Source organism: Devosia chinhatensis (assembly GCF_000969445.1).
GTDB lineage: Bacteria > Pseudomonadota > Alphaproteobacteria > Rhizobiales > Devosiaceae > Devosia > Devosia chinhatensis.
In genome coordinates, this window is the sequence record NZ_JZEY01000061.1 from 1,271,295 (window position 1) to 1,290,308 (window position 19,014).

Here is a 19,014-nt window from a genome sequence, read left to right on the forward strand (position 1 = left end):
TCCTTGGGAAAACATGGTAAAGAAGCCGTTAAGCATTGTCGCAATATGCAGAATTGACCTGCACAACCCTGCCCGGGGGCGGGTTATTACGGACAAGAATCACAGCTTGAGTTGCCCATGACGCGCCGCCGCATCATCATCGTAGACGACCATCCGCTCTTCCGGGCCGCCTTGCGTCAAACTCTGGCGGGCGGAGATACGACCGTCAGCGTCGAGGAAGCAGGCGACCTCAGCGGCCTCAGCGCCGCGCTCGATGCCGACCGGGACTGCGACCTTGTCCTGCTCGACCTCAACATGCCCGGCGTTCGCGGATTTTCCGGCCTGCTCCTGCTGCGGGCCCAATATCCCGACATTCCCGTCATGATCATTTCGGCGGTGGAAGACAACACGGTCATCCGGCGCGCCTTCGAGCTGGGTGCGGCGGGCTACCTGCACAAGTCGGTGGGCCCGACGGAAATCCGCCGTGCCATCGAAACGGTTTTGTCCGGAGAGGTCTTCGTGCCCGCGGGCACCACCTTGGGCGGAGAAGACGATCACAGTGCGCTGATGAAGCGGCTGGCAACGCTGACGCCCCAGCAGGTGCGCGTCCTCATGATGCTGAGTGATGGCCTGATGAACAAGCAGATCGCCTATGAGCTCTCCATCTCGGAAGCGACGGTCAAGGCTCATGTCTCGGCCATCCTTCAAAAGCTCGATGTCGACAGCCGCACGCAGGCGGTGATTGCTGCCGCCCGCATCGAAGACGGGCAATTCGAGGCCCTGTTTTCCACCGGCACCGAAAAGGTTGCGCCGTGAAGCCGCACATTTCCATCATCACCATCGGCGTTGACGATCTCGAGCGGGCATTCGGCTTCTATCGCGCGCTGTTTGATATAGGCGACGATCAGATCGGCGCGGGCGAAGACCATGTCGCCTTCTTTTTTGACGACCAGTTCAGCTTCGTGCTCTTTCCCCGGGCCGACATTGCTCAGACAGCCGGCAAGCCCGAGGCGATCGCCGGAACGCCGGGATTTGTTCTCAGTCACAGGGCCGAAAGCGCGGAGGCAGTGGACGCGATCCTTGATCGCGTGCTGGTCGCCGGCGGCTCGGTCATCACACCGGGCACCGCGTCGGAATGGGGTTACTCAGCCTATTTCGAAGACAGCGAAGGCAATGTCTGGGAAGTCATGGCGACACCGCCGGCCGATTGACGAGGCCATTCGGTCACTAGAAGCCACCACCGGTTTTGAACTCACCCTGTTTGCGGGTGCCCGCTGATCCGGTGCGCGGGCGCGAAAAACCCCCGCCGCCGGATGTGGATCCGCCGCCCCAGCCGCCCCCAAAGCCGCCTGGGGGCCGTGGCGGCTTGCCACCGCCAAAACTACCATCGGGCCAGTTGAACCCGCCGCCGCCGCCGGGCGGCAAGGGATTGCCGCTGGAGGTGGCACTGCGCGTCTGGCGCGTGCTCTTGTATCCCGCACCCCATTCGTTTCCGGGGGTCCAGTTCTGGCTGCGCCGCCATTGGTCCCAATAGCTCGCGGCAGAGATGCCGCCGCGCAGGAACTGATCGAGCAGGTCTCCGACCAGACGATCTTCCTTGAAGCTGGAATTGGGATCGTCGAAGCGCTGCTTCTTGAATTCCCACTGGATATCTTCCAGCTCGCGCCGCCGCGCTGCCAGGATCTTGAGGCGCTCACGATCCTCGCGGCTTTCCGCGTCTTCTTCGCGCAGCCGTGTTCGCGCTTCGTCGATCTGGGCGATGATGGTGTCGTCCTGCCCGGTGCGTGTCATGCGCGCCGCTGCCAGCAAGGTTTGAATGTCCTCGCGACCAAGCGCCGTTGCCAGCTCGGTAGTCGCTGCTTCAAAGGCCGGGTCCTTGCCCTCCGCCAGGGCCTGCAAGGCTGTGGCGGCCTTGTCACGCTGGTCCTCGATGGAGAGGATATCGCCGTCCATGGCATCGATTTCTGTCTGCGTCAGCGCAATGGCATCGCGGAGCGGCTTGCCGCCGGCCCGGTCCACCGCGTCGATCTGCAATTGTGCCAGTTCGGCTTCCGCCTCCTGCACCAGCTCTTCCTGGCGCTCGGCATGTTCGCGAAGCCGTAGCGGAATGTCGTTGAGCATGGCGTAGTTGGGGCGGGCTTTGTGAAAGCCCACCATGGTCGCCACCAACCCATCGAGATAGCGCACGAGGTTGCCGGCGCGATATTCGCTCGTGCCGTAGCCGGCATTCCACAGATACATGAACAACGGATCGTCCCGATAGGGGCGACCCTTTTCGGTGCGATCCTGCTCGGCCTGTTCTGTCTTGCGCCTGGACTGCTCGGCGATCCGGTCGAGCTCCTCGGTCTCGCGCTTTTTTTCCTGGAATTGGAGATCAGTTGCCAGCTGCTGGCTGAGGCTCTCTGTCAGTGCCGTCAGCTTGCGCTGCTGGTCTTCGAGCAGGGCCCCGGCGGCGTTGCGGCGCTCGACCAGCACCGTGCGTTTGGCATCGAGATCGCGCATGGCCCTTTCAGCCTTGCTCACGTCCCTGGCGTGCTCCTTCAACATGTCGCGGGCCTTGGCCTCGGCTGCGGTGATGCGACCGTCCAGCTCACTCTGGACGGCAGGATCAAGCCGAAGCTGGGCCAGCTGGCGGAACAGCTCGGCCTCGCTTTCCTTGATCTTGGCGATGCGTTCAGCCGAACGGGCAACGCGTCTTGAAAGATCGTCCTCCTCGCGGCGTATGTCGCGCATGGCCTCTTCGAGACTGGCCAGGGCCTGGGGGCCACGGATACTCATGGTCTCACCATTGCGTCACCGCACCACCCGAGACGGGCATCAGATATTCCACCTCGAGAAAACCTTCCGACTTTCGTCCCACGAGATTGCCCTGGATGATGCCATCGTCCTGCTTGTCCGAGGCAACGGCATTATAGACCGTTTCAGGCACGCGCAGGCCCCACATCTGCACCTCGTCGGTCTGCCCGGTTTCCTCGTTGAGAATAGGCAAGGTCACCGCGTCGCCGTCGGGATCGATGGCTTCCACCACGATGTAGTAATTGGTGGCTTCTGTATTGATTTCAGGAAAGGTCCAGAACCCCGATTGCATGTCGGGCCGGTTGACGACGCGCAGGGCATATTGTTGCCGCAGCAGGTCGCGCAGGTCGGTCAGGCGGGCGATGACACCTTCGGCGCCCTGGCGATTGCCTTCCGCGGCCATGGTCTTGCCGCGAGTGCGCAACGCCTCTGCCTGCACCACGGCCTGCTGCACCTTGGTTTCCTCGTAGATCGTCTGGTAGAGCGCGTCCATCTGGGCAGGCAATGTCTCTGCCAGCGCAACCTGGGCCTGCTCGGCTTGTCCGCGCTGATAGGGTTGCCATATTCCGAAATAGCCGACACCCAGCACCATCAGCGCCGCAAGGCCAGCGAGGACCGGCCGGCCCCAGGCTTTGCGGCTGACATAAAGCCGCGCCATCGTTGTCCCCAGCCCCGGGGCAGGGGGCGTATAGGCAAACCGGCTTTCCGCCAGAGCCGAAACGCCCTCCTTGAGGATGTGGTCCGGCACCTCGATGCCCTGCTGGTGATAAAGCGCCCGCAGCCGTTCAATCAGCTGTTGTTCCCGGGCGGCACCGTTCAGCTCGCGCGTGACGAGGTCTTGCCGGTGGCGAAGCGTGTCGACCACGTCCATCGCCATCATGACCTCGTCCAGCGGTGCTGCGGGCTTTGCCATCACTTCGCTCATATCAGGCCGGAGCTCTCGTCACCGGCGTCCTATGACCGGGTTTCGAGCAGGAGAGCGTTACCCTCTGCCGCCAAGGTCGCCAGCCGGCGCTTCCCGTCCTCGACCGCATCGCGGATTTCCGCGGAATTCTTGGTCGATGCCACCCGCATCTCGTTGATGATGGTGCGGCTTTTCTCCTGGAAATTGACCACTGAATCCACGAGCTTCCTGACCGCATCCGCGCGCACGGTGGGGCCATAGCCGGCTCTAATCGCCTCTTCCTGAACCTTGTCGCCGATCTCGGCGAGGGTTTCGAGGCTCTTGGACATGCCTTCCTTCATCGCGTTCAGCGTCTCGGTGGATTCGTGTAGGCCAAACATGCCGGTGAAGGACGCCGACAGGGCGGTCAGCACGGTTTCATTGGTCGAAAAGAACGAGATTGACTGCTGATAGACGCGCTCCTTGGCATTGGTGGTCTGCATGAGACGCGCCATCACCACTTCGGACGTATTGTAGGAAATAGTGAGGTTGTCCGAGAGATCCTTGACGATCTGGTAGCGCTTTTCCTCGTTCTGCATTTCCCGCAGACGCTCGTCGCGCGCCAGTTCCAGCCGCGCCCGGTCTGCCGGCACCGTGCCGGCGTAAGCGGAAAGATCTTCCGCCGACTTCTGCAGGATGTTCTTTTTTTCCTCGAGCCGCTTTTCGGCGACCTGCAGCAATTCGAGCGCCATCACCTCGGCCTGCTTGAGCGCCCCGCGGAAGTCGCGATAGGCCTCGAGGATGATCTGCTCGCGGTCGATCTGGTCCTTGGTGTCGCGCGTCACCTCGAGATAGGTGTCGCGAATCTTGTTGAAGCGGGTGGAAATGTCGCCACGGCTGACCTTCATCCAGACATTCTGCACGCGCTCGACCACGTCGATCTTGTTGTCCTGCAACTGGTCGACCATCATCTTGGCGTCGTCACGGATGGAATCGAAGCCCTTGGTGATGTCTTCGTAGCGTTCGCCGATCTTCATGGCGGCGACCTGCTCGCGCACAACTTCGTTGAAAGCGCTGGCTTGCGACAAGGTCCGTCCGATCAGGATCACCCGGGTCTCGTCGAGTTCGGTGATCTGGCTGAGCAGGCCGATAATGGGCTGCTCGCCCTGCTGTTCGGGCCAGATGCCGAGGTCGCGGATGGCGTTGACGGCCTTGTCGAGATATTGCAACGGCCTTTCCGCCAGTGTCGGGACGGTGGCGGTGGTTGCGCTCGGGGTCGTTTGGTCAGTCATCGCTGTATCCCTTTATTCGGGCCAGATCGGCATGGCGCCTCAAGGCCCTAGATTGCGTCTGGCGGGCCGCGTGACAATTGCAACTGCGTCTCCGGCCAACTATTTAGCTCATATTGGTGCGAAAAAGCCGCAGGTAAAGGTGAGGCGCTTATGCCCGAACATGTCCGCAAGAACGACCCGTTCCGGGCGCTCGGCGAGAGGTTGCGCTGAATGGATTTCGGTGGACGCTATCGCATCACGGCCCCGCGCGACGCAGTCTGGCAGGCGCTCAACGATCCGGCCATGCTCAAGGCCGCAATCCCAGGATGCAGCCACATCGCCTGGGCCGGGCCCGATAGCCTCGATCTCGAAATCCAGGTGAATCTGGGTGTGGTCAAACCCACGTTCAAAGGGCAATTGACGCTTTCCAAAGTCGTCCCGGCTCAAAGCTATACGCTGTCCGGGCGCGGCAAAGGTGGATTGATGGGCCTGGCCGAAGGTGCTGCAGACATCGTTCTGGTTGACGAGGGCACAGATACATTATTGTCCTTCAGCGCACAGGGCGGTGCGTCGGGTCAGATCATGAAGCTGGGCAAGGCGCTGATCGGCAATTCGGCACAACGCATCATCGATGGATTTTTCGAGCGCTTCGCCCAGGCTATGGGCGTCGATATCGTTGTGCTCGATCCGATCTGAAAGCGCTTTATTTCCAAATTGTTAACCAGGCCACAATGCGCCTTGGATCGGCCATCTTTCCGCCGCCAGCGGTGCTGTACACAGCAGGTGCCCGCAACAAGTTGATTTAAATTTTAGCCATGACCTCCCAGCTCCGCGACACAATCACTCTCTATGCCATTGCCGCGATCGCTGTCCTTGGTACCCTTTACGCCGATTCAGGCCTTGATCTGGGCCAGCTTTTCCAAGCGCTTTTGGCTCGCTTCTAATCGGTTTGCGCAAGCCGTGTGCGGCAGCCTGCCTGCATAGCGGGCTTTACGCGCGAAATTTGACCATATGGAAAAATTTCGCGTCATCCCTCTTGCGGGCAAAGCCATTGCACGATTTTATCCCCTGTTAGCGCACGCAGATTGTGCTGCGGGACCCGTTCCCGGTGCTGGGTGCGAGACAGGGAGACCAATCAATGAAAATTTCGACCTTTACCAAGGCCATCGCCAGCGGCGTTGCTCTGAGCGCCGTCATGGCCGGTGCGGCCATGGCCGACGGCGCGCTGGTCTATGACGGCGGCGGCAAGTTCGACAAGTCGTTCAACGAAGCAGCCTATACCGGCGCCGAGCGCTTCAAGGCCGAAGGCGGCAATTACCAGGACCTCGAAATCTCGGGCGACGCGATGCGCGAACAGGCCGTGCGCCAGTTTGCCTCCCGCGGCAACAACCCCATCGTGCTCCCGGGCTTCTCGTGGGAAACCGCGCTGCGCGCCGTCGCTCCCGAATTCCCCGATACCAAGTTCACCATCATCGACACCGTCGTCGATCTGCCTAACGTGCAGTCCGTCGTGTTCAAGGAACAGGAAGGCTCCTATCTCGTCGGCATCCTGGCTGCCATGCAGTCGGAAAGCGGCAAGATCGGCGTCGTCCCCGCGTTCAACTTCGACCTGCTCGAAGCCTTCGCCTGCGGCTATGCGCAGGGCGCCAAGTCCGTCAATCCGGACATCGAAATCCTCGAGACCTATGTCGGCACCGGCTTTGAAGCATTCAACGATCCGGTAAAGGCCACCGAAGTGGCGAAGTCCCAGCTCGACCAGGGCGTGGACGTCATCTTCCAAGTCGCCGGTGGCGCTGGTGCAGGCGTCCTGCAGGCTGCCGCTGATGCCGGCAAGTTCTCCATCGGCGTGGACAGCAACCAGAACCATCTCCATCCCGGCTCCGTCCTCACCTCGATGACCAAGCGCGTCGACGTGGCCACCTATAACGCCATGAAGGGCGTCGAGGACGGCACATGGGCACCCGGCCTTGTGGTGCTCGGCCTGGCCGAGGACGGCGTGGGCGCGGCATTTGACGACAACAATGCCGAGCTCATCACGCCCGAAATGACCGCGGCTGTGGAAAAGGCGACCGCGGACATCGTTTCCGGTGCCGTAACGGTGCACGATTTCCGCACCGACAAGCAGTGCCCGTCGCTCTAAGACCGAAAGGGGTCAGGACTTAGCATGGAAAGTCTGAACCCGGACAACGCGCAGCGGCCCCAAGGGGCCGCTGCTGCTCCCCTCGCCATTGAACTGGTCGGCATCAACAAGCATTTCGGTGCGGTTCACGCCAATCGCGACATCCATCTGGCCGTCAAGCGCGGCACGGTGCATGGCATTGTGGGCGAAAACGGCGCCGGAAAATCGACGCTGATGTCCATCCTCTATGGCTTCTACACGGCCGACAGCGGCGAAATCCGCGTCAACGGCACGCCCCAGACCATCACCGACAGCCGCAATGCCCTGCAGCTCGGCATCGGCATGGTGCATCAGCACTTCATGCTGGTCGACAATTTCACCGTCCTCGAAAACGTCGTACTCGGCGCCGAGGATTCCGCCTTCCTCCGCCCCACGCTCAACAAGGCGCGCGACCAGCTCAAGGCTTTGGCGCGCGACTACGGGCTGGAGGTCGATCCCGATGCCATCATCGAGAACCTTTCGGTCGGCCAGCAGCAGCGCGTGGAAATCCTCAAGGCGCTTTACCGCGGCGCCGAGACCCTCATTTTGGATGAACCGACCGGCGTGCTGACGCCGGCCGAGGCCGATCACCTGTTCCGCATCCTGGGCAAGCTGCGGGCCGAGGGCAAGACCATCATTCTGATCACGCACAAGCTGCGCGAGATCATGGCCATCACCGACGAAGTCTCGGTCATGCGCCAGGGGGCCATGGTTGAGACCCTGCGCACAAGCGATACCAGCCCCGAGCAATTGGCCGAACTGATGGTCGGCCGCCGCGTCCTGCTGCGTGTCGAAAAAGGCCCGCCCAATCCCGGCAAAGTTTTGCTCGACGTCGAAAACCTCATCGTCACGGACGATTTCAAGGTGCCACGCGTCAAGAACATCAGCTTCGAGGTTCGTGCCGGTGAGATCGTCGGCATTGCCGGCGTGGCTGGCAATGGCCAGTCCGAATTGCTTGAATCCATTGCCGGCATGCGCGACCAGCTGGGTGGCACGATCCGTGTCAATGGCCAGCCCCTTTCTCTTGCCGGCGATGACGGAGCGGCCCGTGCCCGTATCGCAGGGCTCGCCCATGTGCCCGAAGACCGGCTGCGCATGGGACTGATCACCAATTTTGCCGCATGGGAAAACGCTATTCTCGGCTATCAGGACAAATATGGCGAGGGGCCCGGCCTCGATATCGGCAAGGCTCGCGCCACTGCCGAAGAGTATATGAAAAAGTTTGACGTGCGGCCGGCGAACCTCGATCTCAAGACGGCCAATTTCTCCGGCGGCAACCAGCAAAAGATTGTGCTGGCTCGCGAGATGGAACGCGATCCGGATGTGCTGATCGTCGGTCAGCCCACGCGCGGCGTCGATATTGGCGCCATTGAGTTCATTCACAATCAGATCATCAAGATGCGCGATGCCGGCAAGGCCATCCTGCTGGTCTCGGTGGAGCTCGATGAAATTCGCTCGCTCGCCGACCGTATCCTGGTGATGTTCGACGGCCATATTGTCGGTGAGGCCGATCCGGCCACCGCCGACGAGACCGAACTGGGCCTGCTGATGACCGGGTCACACGCAGACCGAAAGGTCACCGAGCCGGGCACGCTGCCCGCACACGAAACGCCCGTCCAGCAAACCATGGTGCAGATGAGTCCCAAGGACAATTCCGGCAGGGAGACCAATTGATGACCGCCTTGCCGCGCTGGGCCGACGTTGTCCTTCTGCCCGTTCTCAATGTCGTGCTGGCCTTCCTTGTTGGTGGGCTGATCGTTCTGGCCGTGGGGCAGAACCCGATCGAAGCCGTGGGCATCATGCTCTATGGCGCCTTCGGCTATGGTTCGGGCTTCGGTTATACGCTTTACTACACCACCGATTTCATCTTTGCCGGCCTGGCCGTGTCCCTGGCCTACCATGCCGGGCTTTTCAATATCGGGCCCGAAGGGCAAGCCTATGTGGGCGGCCTGGGTGTCATCCTGATCGGCCTGGCGCTCAACGGCATGCATTGGGCGCTGGTCTTCCCCCTGATGATTGTGTGTGGCGCCCTTTTCGGGGCCGCCTGGGCTTTTATTCCGGGCTATCTGCAAGCCAAGCGCGGCAGTCACGTCGTCATCACGACCATTCTGTTCAACTTCATCGCCGCATCGATGATGGGCTATATCATCAGCCGCATCCTCAAGCCCGCCGGTGTCAATTCCGATGAAAGTGCCCCGCTCGAGGCCATTACGCGCGTGCCGCAATTGCGCACCTTCATCGAATTGTTCCGCAATTCACCCGTCAATCTCACCTTCTTCCTCGCCATCGCCGCGCTGGTCTTCGTCTATTGGCTGATCTGGCGCACCAAGTTCGGATATGCGGTGCGAGCGCTCGGCAACAATCCTGTGGCCGCCAATTACGCGGGCATTTCCAACCAGAAGATGATCATGATCGTCATGGCCCTGGCCGGCGCTTTTGCCGCAATGGTCGCGGTGAACAATGTCGGTGGCGTGCAGGGCCGGCTGATCCTCAATTTCGTCAACGGGGCGGGCTTCGTGGGGATCGCCGTGGCGTTCATGGGCCGGGGCCACCCGATAGGGGTGGGGCTCTCGGCGCTCCTGTTCGGCATTCTGTATCAGGGTGGCCAGGAACTCGCCTTCCAGATGCCCGGCATCACCCGCGAGATGATCGTCACCATCCAGGCTCTCGTGATCCTCTTCACCGGCGCGATGGGCGACATGTTGCGCGGACCGCTGGCGCGAATACTCACCCAGCCTGACCCGGCGCCAGGAGGCAAGTGATGGACCAAGCTCTCGTCGACATCACCCTCATTCTCGATTCCACGGTGCGTCTCGCCGTGCCACTCATCCTGGCCTGTCTGGCCGGGCTCTATTCGGAGCGCGCCGGCATCGTCGATATTGGCCTCGAAGGCAAGCTCCTGGCCGGCGCCTTCGCGGCTGCGGCCATGTCGGCCGTCACCGGATCGGCCTGGCTCGGCTTGCTCGCCGGTGTGGGCGCAGCATTGCTGTTTTCGGGCATTCACGGCCTTGCCTCGATCAATTTCAAGGGCAACCAGACCATTTCGGGCGTGGCCCTCAACTTCCTTGCTGCCGGGCTGACCACGTTCCTCGGCCAGTCCTGGTTCCAGCGCGGTGGCTATACGCCCCAGCTTTCCGGCGACCAGCGCTTCAACCCAATTACGCTCCCATTCGCCAATGAACTGCGCGACGTGCCGATCTTTGGCCAGATCTATTGGGAGCTGATCTCGGGCCACAACATCATCACCTACTTCGCCTTCGTCGCCGTACCGGTCACTGCATGGGTTCTGTTTCGCACCCGGTTCGGACTGCGTCTGCGTGCCGTCGGTGAAAATCCCAAGGCCATCGACACGGCCGGGATCTCGGTCACGTTGCTGCGCTATCAGGCGCTGATCATCACTGCGGTCCTGGTTGGCATCGGCGGCGCCTATCTCTCGATCGCCCAGTCTGCCGGGTTCAACAACAATATGTCTGCTGGTCGCGGCTATATCGCGCTCGCTGCCCTTATCTTTGCCAAGTGGCGCCCGGGTCCGGCATTGCTGGTCTGCCTCATGTTCGGCTTCCTCGATGCCTTCCAGTTCCGTATCCAAGGGCAGTCCTTCCCGCTGATCGGCGAAGTCCCTGTCCAGGCTATTCAGGCTCTGCCCTATATCCTGACAGTGGTCCTGCTCGCCGGCTTCATCGGCCGCGCCGTGGCACCCAAGGCTTCCGGCATTCCCTACACCAAGGAACGCTAGCCGAGAGGCTGGCGCCATGACGCTTATGACCACCAAAGAACACGACAAGGCCTTGTTCGAGGCCGCAGAAGCCGTTCGCAAACACGCCTACGCGCCTTACTCGAAATTTCAGGTGGGCGCGGCCATACTTGCCGATGACGGCAACATCTATTCCGGCTGCAATGTCGAGAACGCCGCCTATCCGGTGGGCAATTGCGCCGAGCCCAGCGCCATTGCCGCCATGCTGGCCGGCGGCGGCAAGCGCATCAAGCGCATCTATGTCACCGGGCCCGGCGCGATGCCGGTAACCCCCTGCGGCGGCTGCCGCCAGCGCATTCGCGAATTTGCCGATCCCGATGTGGAGGTGATTTCGCACGGCATCGACGGCACGCCGCTGGTGCAGACGCTGGCGCAATTGCTGCCCCATTCGTTCGGCCCGGAATTTCTGGCGCCCTAATTCAGGCCGTATGGCCTGCGACAAGGGATGAACCCCAAGTGGCATCCCGAGGAGGATCGATGAGTCTCAAGATCGTCGACAACACGACACAGGACCCCGCGCATCGGCGCAATCCGGGCTTCCCGCTCGACCGCGACTGGGTAAGCCGGGTCCGCATGAACCGGTCGGCGCTTGAGCGCCGCGCTGGCTCCATCGGTGCGCGCCGGACGGTCAAGAAAGATTACCAGCTTGCGTGGCTGCTCAAGGCGATCACCCTCATCGACTTGACGACGCTCAATGCCGACGACACCGATGGCCGGGTCGAACGGTTATGCGCCAAGGCCAGAACTCCACTGCGTGCCGAAATCCGCGATAAACTGGGTGTCGCCGATAAGCGCATTCTGCCCGGCGCGGTCTGCGTATACCACACATTCGTCCACACCGCCGTCAAGGCGCTGGAGGGGACAGGTATTCCGGTCGCCGCTGTTTCCACCGCGTTCCCGCACGGATTGGCGCCCGTGGAAACCAAGCTTGCCGAGATCGAGGCCTCGGTGAAGGATGGCGCCCAGGAAATCGACATCGTCATCGAGCGCGGCATGGTGCTGCGCGGCGACTGGCAGGCGCTTTACGACCAGGTCAAATCCTTCCGGAAGGCCTGCGGCGACGCCCATATCAAGACGATCCTGGGTACCGGCGAATTGGCCACCCAGACCAATATCGCCAAGGCCAGCCTGGTTTGCATGATGGCCGGGGCCGACTTCATCAAGACCTCGACCGGCAAGGAAAAGGTCAATGCCAATCTCGTCACCAGCCTGACCATGATCCGCATGATCCGCTGGTTCGCCGAGGAAACCGGCATCGAAATCGGCTACAAGCCCGCCGGCGGCATTGCCACGGCTGGTGACGCGCTCAAATATATGGCGCTCATGAAGGAAGAGCTGGGCAATCACTGGCTACAGCCGCACCTTTTCCGCTTCGGTGCGTCGAGCCTGCTGACCGACATCGAACGCCAGCTTGAACATGGCCTGACCGGTCACTACGCAGCAGATTATCGCCAGCCCATGGTGTGATGAGTGTTGGGCGCAGCCCACAATACAGTCCGCGGGACTGTTTTGAACGAAGAGCGCCCGGAGAGCTCTGCTCACAGGGCCCGGACAAGCCAAAAGCATGGCACTACCCCGCAAATGGGGATCTCCTTGGGGAAGATGCAATGAACAATATCGCGCAAATCTTCGATAGCCTCGACTACGGTCCGGCCCCTGAAGCTGCCGATCAGGCCAATGCCTGGCTCGATAGCAAGGGGCGGGCTTTCGGTCATTTCATCGATGGGGCATGGACCGGTCCCGGCAAGACCTTCGCGTCGACCAATCCGGCCAGCGGCGCCAAGCTCGCCGAGATTACTGACGGCAGCACGGCCGATGTCGATGCGGCTGTTCGGGCGGCCCGGGCGGCCTTTGCGAGCTGGAGTGGCCTGCGGGGCTATGAGCGCGGCAGATATCTCTATGCCATTGCCCGCATGATCCAAAAGCATGCCCGTCTCTTTGCCGTGCTGGAGACCATGGACAATGGCAAGCCGATCCGCGAGAGCCGCGATGCCGATATCCCCTTGGCAGCACGGCACTTTTACCACCATGCGGGCTGGGCGACGCATCTCGAAACCGAGTTTCCCGGCATGGCGCCCTACGGTGTCTGCGGCCAGATCATTCCATGGAATTTCCCGCTTCTCATGCTGGCCTGGAAGATTGCTCCGGCGCTGGCCGCAGGCAATACCGTGGTGCTCAAGCCTGCCGAATTCACGTCATTGACGGCCCTGCTATTCGCCGAAATCTGCGAGCGCGTCGGCCTGCCCAAGGGCGTGGTCAATATCGTGACGGGCGAGGGAGATACCGGCGCTGCGATCGTAAACCATTCTGATATCGACAAAATCGCGTTCACCGGATCGACCGAGGTCGGCAAGATCATCCGTGCCGCCACGGCGGGTTCGGGCAAGGGGTTGAGCCTCGAACTGGGCGGCAAGTCGCCTTACATCGTGTTTGAAGATGCCGATCTCGACTCTGCCGTCGAAGGGCTGGTCGAGGCCATATGGTTCAACCAGGGACAAGTGTGCTGCGCTGGCTCGCGGCTTTTGGTTCAGGAGAGCATCGAGGACCGGTTCATCGCCAAGGTCAAGGCACGCATGGCCAAGCTCCGCGTCGGCGATCCTCTTGATAAATCAGTGGATATTGGAGCTTTGGTCGCCCCGGTACAGGTCGAGCGCATCAAGGATCTGATGAAGCGCGGCGTCGCCGAAGGCGCGGTCGTCTATGAGCCCGATGGGCAGATCCCGGCCGAAGGGTGCTTCCTCAAGCCTGCGCTGGTGACCAATGTGTCGCCGGCTAACACCTTGGTGGCAGAAGAGATTTTTGGTCCGGTCCTGGTCGCCATGAGCTTCCGCACGCCCGAGGAGGCGGTAGCTCTGGCCAACAATACCCGCTACGGACTGGCCGCGACGCTCTGGAGCGAAAACATCAATCTTGCCCTCGATATAGCGCCGAAGCTCAAGGCGGGCGTGGTGTGGATCAACGGTACCAACCAGTTTGATGCGGCAGTCGGTTTTGGCGGTTACAAGGAAAGCGGCTATGGTCGCGAAGGTGGCCGCGAGGGAATGGCGGCCTACCTTAAGCCGTTGTGGGAAAAGGATTTAAAAGCCGCTGCGGTGCTCAGGGAGGTTGCCCCGGCAATTGCCAATCCGCTCGATGGCGGGCATCTGGACCAGACCGCCAAGATGTATATCGGCGGCAAGCAGGCCCGGCCCGATGCTGGCTATAATCGCCCGGTCCATGGGTCCGGGGGCGAGCTGATCGGCGAAGTCGGCGATGGCAATCGCAAGGACATCCGCAATGCCGTGGAAGCGGCGCGTGCAGCCTCCGGCTGGGCGAATACGGCGGCCCATTCCCGGGCGCAAGTCCTTTATTTCCTTGCAGAAAATCTCGATTATCGCCGCGATGAATTCGCTGCCCGGATCAAGGCGCAGACGGGTGAAGACGGGGCGGAGGAAGTTGCAAAATCGGTCGAGCGGCTGTTTGCTTTCGCCGGCTGGGCCGACAAGTTCGATGGGGCCGTGCACAACCCGCCGATGCGGGCCATCGCTGCAGCCATGATCGAGCCACTGGGCGTCGTCGGGATAGTCGCACCAGCTAACATTCCGCTGCTTGGCGCTATCAGCCTGTTAGCGCCGACAATCGCAATGGGCAATACGGCGGTCCTTGTGCCATCTTCGCGTCATGGCTTGTCGATGACCGACTTCTATCAGGTGCTCGAAACATCCGACATGCCCTCCGGCGTGGTCAATATCGTCACCGGCGACAGCCTTGCTCTCGCAAAGACCCTGGCCGAGCATGATGGCGTCGATGGGCTCCTCTTCATGGGCTCGGCCGAAGGCTCGGCCATGGTGGAGAAGGCATCGGTGGGCAATCTCAAACAGACCTGGACCAGCCGCGGCCTCGACTACGACCTCAGCGATCCTCGTTTTGCCGGCGACTATTTCCTGAGCCGGGTGACGCAGGTGAAAAATGTCTGGATCCCCTACGGGGCGTGAGACATGGGGGACAGGATCGAAATTGAAAATGTCGGCCAGCCCGGCAAGACCTATAGGGTCGATGCCCGCAAGTTTGCGGCGATGAAAGAAGCTGTTCTGGCGAGCGTACCGGACGCAGCGCCCGGCATAGCGGTAAGCGAGCTGATCGCTGCGGTGAAGCCCAAGCTGCCACAGGACCTGTTTCCCGGTGGGGAAAAGGCTGGGTGGTGGGTCAAGGCCGTGCAGCTCGACCTTGAGGCCAAGAAGGTCCTGGCGCGCGCCGACAGGCCGCCCGTGCGGCTCTACCGGGTCTAGGGCATGGTCTTCCTTCCCCAAGAAGTCATCATCAGGAAGCGCAACGGCGAGGCCCTGGCGGCCACGGACATTGCCCAGTTCATCGCCGGCTTTGCTGGGGGAAGTGTGTCGCACGCGCAAGCAGCGGCCTTTGCCATGGCCGTCTATTTCCAGGACATGGACATGGACGAACGGGTGGCGCTGACGAGGGCCATGCGCGATTCAGGGGCGGTGCTCGACTGGTCCGATCTCGACGGGCCGGTCGCCGACAAGCATTCCACCGGCGGGGTGGGCGACAATGTCAGCCTGATGCTGGCCCCAATCCTTGCCGCCATGGGCATCTATGTGCCGATGATTTCGGGGCGCGGGCTTGGTCATACCGGAGGAACGCTCGACAAGTTCGACGCCATTCCCGGCTACCAGACCAGCCCGGACAATGACCTCTTCCGCAGGGTGGTGAGGGAAGCCGGCTGCGCCATTATCGGGCAGACCGCCGACCTCGCGCGGGCCGACAAGATGCTCTACGCCATCCGCGACGTGACCGGGACGGTGGAATCCATCCCCCTTATCACCGCCTCCATTCTCTCCAAGAAACTGGCGGCGGGACTGGATGCGCTGATCCTCGACGTCAAGACCGGCTCGGGCGCCTTCATGCCGACGCTTGAGAGGTCGCAGGAGCTGGCGAAAAGCCTGGTCAGCGTCGCCAATGGCGCCGGGCTCAAGACCGGTGCGCTGATCACCGACATGAACGAGCCGCTGGCCAGCGCTGCGGGCAATGGGCTCGAAGTGCGCAATGCCGTCGATTTCCTCACCGGCGCGCACCAGGATTACCGGGTGCGGGAAGTCACCCTGTCGCTCTGCGCCGAGCTGGCCGTGATGACCGGCAAGGCGCTGACGCTCGATGCCGGACGGCTGCTGGCCGTTTCGGCGCTCGACAGCGGACGGGCGACCCAGCGCTTTTCCATCATGGTGCATGCCTTGGGGGGACCGGCCGATTTCGTCGAGCGAATGACCGATTATCTGGTGGCGGCGCCCATCATCCGCGATGTCTTTGCGACCGGGCAGGGCAAGGTGTCGGCCATCGATACGCGCGGCGTGGGGATGGCCGTGGTCTCCCTGGGCGGAGGCCGCGCTACCCCAACCGACACCATCGACTATCGCGTCGGCTTCGACCGCTTGCGCGGGCTCGGCGCCGTCATCGACAACCGGACCCCAATCGCCCGTATCCATGCCGCGGACGAGGCCAGCGCTGAAGACGCGGAGCGGCGGTTGCGCGCTGCCTATATCCTGGGGGGCGACATACCGGGTCATCCGCTGATTGCCGGGCGGGTCGGATCGGAATAGCGAGATCACGTTCTCACCGTTTTTAGCCGGCTTGTCTCTGCAATCCAAAGGGACGGTGGGAAAGACGCGAAAGACGAATGGCCCGGTCAACGGCCAGGATCAACAGACTGAACACTGGACCAAGCGAGGAAGAGTTTCATGCCCCGTGCCATTGTCTGCCTGCTCGATAGCGTGGGCATCGGCGGTGCTCCCGACGCGGCCGCCTATGGCGACGAAGGCGCCAATACGCTTGGCCACATCGCCGAATGGGCAGCGACCGGCAAGGCCGATCGCACCGGCCTGCGGTCGGGCCCGCTGCACCTGCCCAACATGGATGCGATGGGCCTCGGCGCCGCGGTCAAGCTCTCGACCGGCACGCTGCCGCCCGGCCTTTCCGACCGGCCCAAAGGCGGCCGCTTCGGCGTCGGCCGCGAAATTTCCAAGGGCAAGGACACGCCATCGGGCCATTGGGAAATCGCCGGCGTGCCGGTGCCCTTCGACTGGGGCTATTTTCCCCAGAGCGTTCCGGCCTTTCCGCCCGAGCTGATCGCACAATTGGTGGCCCGAGCCGGCCTGCCGGGAATCCTCGGCGACAAGCATGCCTCGGGCACCGACATCATTGCCGAACTGGGCGATGAGCATATCCGCACCGGCAAGCCGATCTGCTACACCTCGGTGGATTCAGTGTTCCAGATCGCGGCCCATGAAAGCCATTTCGGGCTCGACCGCCTCTACGAGGTCTGCCGGGTCGCGTTCGAGCTGACCGAGCCGCTCAATATCGGCCGGGTGATCGCGCGACCGTTTATCGGCGAGACCCGTGAGAGTTTCAAGCGCACCGGCAATCGCCGCGACTATGCCATGACGCCACCAGAGCCGACCCTGCTCGACCGCAATGCCGACGCGGGGCGTTCGGTCTTTGCCATCGGTAAGATTTCCGACATCTATGCCGGCTCTGGCGTAACGCACAAACTCAAGGGCACAGGCATCCCTCAATTGTTCGACCGGACGCTCGAAGCCATGGAGATGGCCGGCGAGGGCGCCTTCATCATGACCAATTTCGTCGATTTCGACAGCGAATACGGTCATCGCCGCGACGTGCCCGGCTATGCGGCAGCACTTGAGAGCTTCGATTCCCGTCTCCCGGAGATCATCGCCGCCATGCGCCACGACGATCTTTTGGTGCTGACGGCCGATCACGGCAACGATCCGACCTGGAAAGGCACCGATCATACGCGCGAACAGGTGCCGATCCTGGTCTTTTCCCCAGCCCTGGCGCCCGCAGAGATTGGCATTCGCTCAACCTTCGCCGATATTGGCGAAACCATTGCCGCCTGGCTTGGGCTCGCGCCCGGCCGTCACGGCAAATCCTTCCTTTGAAACTCTGGTGCCGAGGTGGTCGAGATGAGTGAAATTGCGGGTCATGTCACGGTTCTCGATCATCCCCTGATCCAGCACAAGCTCACCATCATGCGCAACAAGGAGACCTCCATTGCGGGGTTCCGGCGCCTGCTGCGCGAAATCGCGCATCTGATGTGCTACGAGGTGACGCGCGACCTCGAGCTTGAACTGATCGATATCGATACGCCCATGGCGCCGATGAAGTCGCCGGCGATCAAGGGCAAGAAGCTGGTCTTCGCGTCCATCCTGCGTGCCGGCAACGGCCTGCTCGACGGCATGCTCGACCTGGTACCGGCTGCGCGCGTCGCCCATATCGGCATGTATCGCGACCACGAGACGCTCGAGCCGGTGGAATATTACTTCAAGGCGCCGTCCAGTCTCGAGGACCGGCTGATCATCGTGGTCGATCCGATGCTGGCCACCGCCAATTCGGCCACCGCCGCCATCGAAAAGCTCAAGGAACGCGGCGCCAACAATATCCGCTTCCTGTGCCTGCTCGCTGCCCCCGAAGGCATCAAGCGCTTCACAGAGGCCCATCCCGACGTGCCGGTCTATACAGCCTCGATCGACGATCACCTCAACGAAAAGGGCTATATCGTGCCCGGTCTCGGCGATGCCGGCGACCGCATGTACGGCACGCGCTAGCAGCCCGCCCCGATCTCATTGACCTCAGGGTGCGCCCTGTCGCCCCTAGACGTCGGCATCTGCCAACCGGAGACGCTTATGGCCAAGCTCGTTCATTCGATGATCCGCGTGCTCGACGAAGCGCGCTCGGTGGGCTTTTATGAAAAGGCCTTTGGGCTCAGAATTGCCGAGCGGCTGGATTTCGACAGCTTTACCCTGGTGTACATGACCGGGGAGGACGTGTCGTTCGAACTCGAACTGACCATCAACAAGGGGCGGACAGAGCCCTATGCGCTGGGCGACGGCTATGGCCACCTGGCCGTGGTGGTCGACGATGTCGATGCCGAGCATGCCCGGTTCAGCGCCGAGGGCCTGACGGTGGGCAAACTGGTGGATTTCAAAAATGGCGACGTACCCGTTGCCAGGTTCTTCTTCGCCACTGACCCCGATGGTTACAAAATCGAAGTTATCCAGAAGGGCGGCCGGTTCGGCTAACGCCGACCCTGTGAGAACGGGGGTGGCGGACCTCCCCCTGGACCTTCGGTCACTCCCGCAACCGCGGGAGGACGCAGTGAATGTCC

The 19,014-nt window shown here is 62.0% G+C and carries 18 protein-coding genes and 1 pseudogene; 16 read left to right on the plus strand and 3 right to left on the minus strand.

Translation table 11 applies throughout. The annotated features are described in order from the left end of the window. Positions 1-117 precede the first annotated feature (117 nt). A complete protein-coding gene (locus VE26_RS16550; protein WP_046106188.1) occupies positions 118-795 on the plus strand; it encodes a response regulator in 678 nt (225 codons plus the stop codon). Beyond that, positions 792-1,190, plus strand: a complete 399-nt coding sequence (locus VE26_RS16555; RefSeq protein ID WP_046106189.1) for a VOC family protein — start codon at positions 792-794, stop codon at positions 1,188-1,190. The genes VE26_RS16550 and VE26_RS16555 overlap by 4 nt, the downstream gene beginning before the upstream one ends. Before the next feature lie 16 nt (positions 1,191-1,206). On the opposite strand, the gene VE26_RS18140 is transcribed toward VE26_RS16555, so the two are convergent. Genes VE26_RS18140 through VE26_RS16570 form a run of 3 tightly spaced genes read right to left on the minus strand, consistent with a single transcriptional unit; the run spans position 1,207 to position 4,950 of the window. Beyond that, on the minus strand, positions 1,207-2,757 hold the full coding sequence (locus VE26_RS18140; protein ID WP_046106190.1) for a coiled-coil domain-containing protein: 1,551 nt from the start codon (positions 2,755-2,757) through the stop codon (positions 1,207-1,209). A 4-nt stretch (positions 2,758-2,761) separates the two neighbouring features. Further along, positions 2,762-3,688 carry a DUF6384 family protein gene (locus tag VE26_RS16565; protein WP_052715977.1) on the minus strand — a complete coding sequence of 309 codons (927 nt, stop codon included), beginning with the start codon at positions 3,686-3,688 and terminating at the stop codon, positions 2,762-2,764. A 41-nt stretch (positions 3,689-3,729) separates the two neighbouring features. Next, a complete protein-coding gene (locus tag VE26_RS16570; RefSeq protein WP_046106192.1) occupies positions 3,730-4,950 on the minus strand; it encodes a cell surface protein in 1,221 nt (406 codons plus the stop codon). A gap of 210 nt (positions 4,951-5,160) precedes the next feature. Between VE26_RS16570 and VE26_RS16575 the strand changes: the two genes are divergently transcribed. The 14 genes and pseudogenes from VE26_RS16575 (at position 5,161) to VE26_RS16635 (ending at position 18,928) form a co-directional block, all read left to right on the plus strand. Further along, positions 5,161-5,625, plus strand: a complete 465-nt coding sequence (locus tag VE26_RS16575) for an SRPBCC family protein (RefSeq protein ID WP_046106193.1) — start codon at positions 5,161-5,163, stop codon at positions 5,623-5,625. A 119-nt stretch (positions 5,626-5,744) separates the two neighbouring features. Continuing rightward, positions 5,745-5,873: a hypothetical protein gene (locus tag VE26_RS18745; protein ID WP_280136900.1), complete on the plus strand. Its 129-nt coding sequence runs from the start codon at positions 5,745-5,747 to the stop codon at positions 5,871-5,873. A gap of 194 nt (positions 5,874-6,067) precedes the next feature. Then, entirely contained in the window at positions 6,068-7,069 is a 1,002-nt protein-coding gene (locus VE26_RS16580) for a BMP family lipoprotein (protein WP_046106194.1), read from the plus strand. A gap of 24 nt (positions 7,070-7,093) precedes the next feature. Continuing rightward, a pseudogene (locus tag VE26_RS16585) lies at positions 7,094-8,644 on the plus strand (ABC transporter ATP-binding protein); the annotation flags it as partial. Positions 8,645-8,760: 116 nt separating this feature from the next. Continuing rightward, positions 8,761-9,849 carry an ABC transporter permease gene (locus VE26_RS16590; RefSeq protein WP_046106195.1) on the plus strand — a complete coding sequence of 363 codons (1,089 nt, stop codon included), beginning with the start codon at positions 8,761-8,763 and terminating at the stop codon, positions 9,847-9,849. Next, on the plus strand, positions 9,849-10,823 hold the full coding sequence (locus tag VE26_RS16595; RefSeq protein WP_046106196.1) for an ABC transporter permease: 975 nt from the start codon (positions 9,849-9,851) through the stop codon (positions 10,821-10,823). Before VE26_RS16590 ends, VE26_RS16595 begins: the two co-directional genes overlap by 1 nt. 25 nt (positions 10,824-10,848) lie before the next feature. Next, positions 10,849-11,259: a cytidine deaminase gene (locus VE26_RS16600; protein WP_084620630.1), complete on the plus strand. Its 411-nt coding sequence runs from the start codon at positions 10,849-10,851 to the stop codon at positions 11,257-11,259. A 59-nt stretch (positions 11,260-11,318) separates the two neighbouring features. Then, positions 11,319-12,308, plus strand: a complete 990-nt coding sequence (gene deoC, locus VE26_RS16605) for a deoxyribose-phosphate aldolase (protein ID WP_046106198.1) — start codon at positions 11,319-11,321, stop codon at positions 12,306-12,308. Positions 12,309-12,448: 140 nt separating this feature from the next. Then, positions 12,449-14,815: an aldehyde dehydrogenase family protein gene (locus tag VE26_RS16610; RefSeq protein ID WP_046106199.1), complete on the plus strand. Its 2,367-nt coding sequence runs from the start codon at positions 12,449-12,451 to the stop codon at positions 14,813-14,815. Between the two features lie 3 nt (positions 14,816-14,818). Next, the gene (locus VE26_RS16615; protein WP_046106200.1) at positions 14,819-15,109 is read left to right on the plus strand and encodes a DUF6958 family protein; all 291 of its coding nucleotides are present in this window, start codon (positions 14,819-14,821) and stop codon (positions 15,107-15,109) included. A gap of 3 nt (positions 15,110-15,112) precedes the next feature. Further along, positions 15,113-16,432: a thymidine phosphorylase gene (gene deoA / locus VE26_RS16620; RefSeq protein WP_046106201.1), complete on the plus strand. Its 1,320-nt coding sequence runs from the start codon at positions 15,113-15,115 to the stop codon at positions 16,430-16,432. 138 nt (positions 16,433-16,570) lie between these two features. After that, complete coding sequence (locus tag VE26_RS16625; protein ID WP_046106202.1) at positions 16,571-17,788, plus strand: phosphopentomutase; 1,218 nt, start codon at positions 16,571-16,573, stop codon at positions 17,786-17,788. A gap of 24 nt (positions 17,789-17,812) precedes the next feature. Then, complete coding sequence (gene upp, locus VE26_RS16630; protein WP_046106203.1) at positions 17,813-18,454, plus strand: uracil phosphoribosyltransferase; 642 nt, start codon at positions 17,813-17,815, stop codon at positions 18,452-18,454. 78 nt (positions 18,455-18,532) lie between these two features. Then, complete coding sequence (locus VE26_RS16635) at positions 18,533-18,928, plus strand: VOC family protein (RefSeq protein WP_046106204.1); 396 nt, start codon at positions 18,533-18,535, stop codon at positions 18,926-18,928. Positions 18,929-19,014: the final 86 nt, after the last annotated feature.

What these genes read in the sequence shown, in the direction of transcription:
- VE26_RS16575 (WP_046106193.1), top strand. Translation starts at nt 5,161, where the DNA reads ATGGATTTCGGTGGACGCTATCGCATCACGGCCCCGCGCGACGCAGTC.
- VE26_RS16570 (WP_046106192.1), bottom strand. Translation starts at nt 4,950, where the DNA reads ATGACTGACCAAACGACCCCGAGCGCAACCACCGCCACCGTCCCGACA.
- VE26_RS16635 (WP_046106204.1), top strand. Translation starts at nt 18,533, where the DNA reads ATGGCCAAGCTCGTTCATTCGATGATCCGCGTGCTCGACGAAGCGCGC.
- VE26_RS16615 (WP_046106200.1), top strand. Translation starts at nt 14,819, where the DNA reads ATGGGGGACAGGATCGAAATTGAAAATGTCGGCCAGCCCGGCAAGACC.
- deoC (WP_046106198.1), top strand. Translation starts at nt 11,319, where the DNA reads ATGAGTCTCAAGATCGTCGACAACACGACACAGGACCCCGCGCATCGG.
- VE26_RS18745 (WP_280136900.1), top strand. Translation starts at nt 5,745, where the DNA reads ATGACCTCCCAGCTCCGCGACACAATCACTCTCTATGCCATTGCCGCG.
- VE26_RS16550 (WP_046106188.1), top strand. Translation starts at nt 118, where the DNA reads ATGACGCGCCGCCGCATCATCATCGTAGACGACCATCCGCTCTTCCGG.
- VE26_RS16580 (WP_046106194.1), top strand. Translation starts at nt 6,068, where the DNA reads ATGAAAATTTCGACCTTTACCAAGGCCATCGCCAGCGGCGTTGCTCTG.
- VE26_RS16590 (WP_046106195.1), top strand. Translation starts at nt 8,761, where the DNA reads ATGACCGCCTTGCCGCGCTGGGCCGACGTTGTCCTTCTGCCCGTTCTC.
- VE26_RS16600 (WP_084620630.1), top strand. Translation starts at nt 10,849, where the DNA reads ATGACCACCAAAGAACACGACAAGGCCTTGTTCGAGGCCGCAGAAGCC.
- VE26_RS16595 (WP_046106196.1), top strand. Translation starts at nt 9,849, where the DNA reads ATGGACCAAGCTCTCGTCGACATCACCCTCATTCTCGATTCCACGGTG.
- upp (WP_046106203.1), top strand. Translation starts at nt 17,813, where the DNA reads ATGAGTGAAATTGCGGGTCATGTCACGGTTCTCGATCATCCCCTGATC.
- VE26_RS16610 (WP_046106199.1), top strand. Translation starts at nt 12,449, where the DNA reads ATGAACAATATCGCGCAAATCTTCGATAGCCTCGACTACGGTCCGGCC.
- VE26_RS16565 (WP_052715977.1), bottom strand. Translation starts at nt 3,688, where the DNA reads ATGGCAAAGCCCGCAGCACCGCTGGACGAGGTCATGATGGCGATGGAC.
- VE26_RS16625 (WP_046106202.1), top strand. Translation starts at nt 16,571, where the DNA reads ATGCCCCGTGCCATTGTCTGCCTGCTCGATAGCGTGGGCATCGGCGGT.
- deoA (WP_046106201.1), top strand. Translation starts at nt 15,113, where the DNA reads ATGGTCTTCCTTCCCCAAGAAGTCATCATCAGGAAGCGCAACGGCGAG.
- VE26_RS18140 (WP_046106190.1), bottom strand. Translation starts at nt 2,757, where the DNA reads ATGAGTATCCGTGGCCCCCAGGCCCTGGCCAGTCTCGAAGAGGCCATG.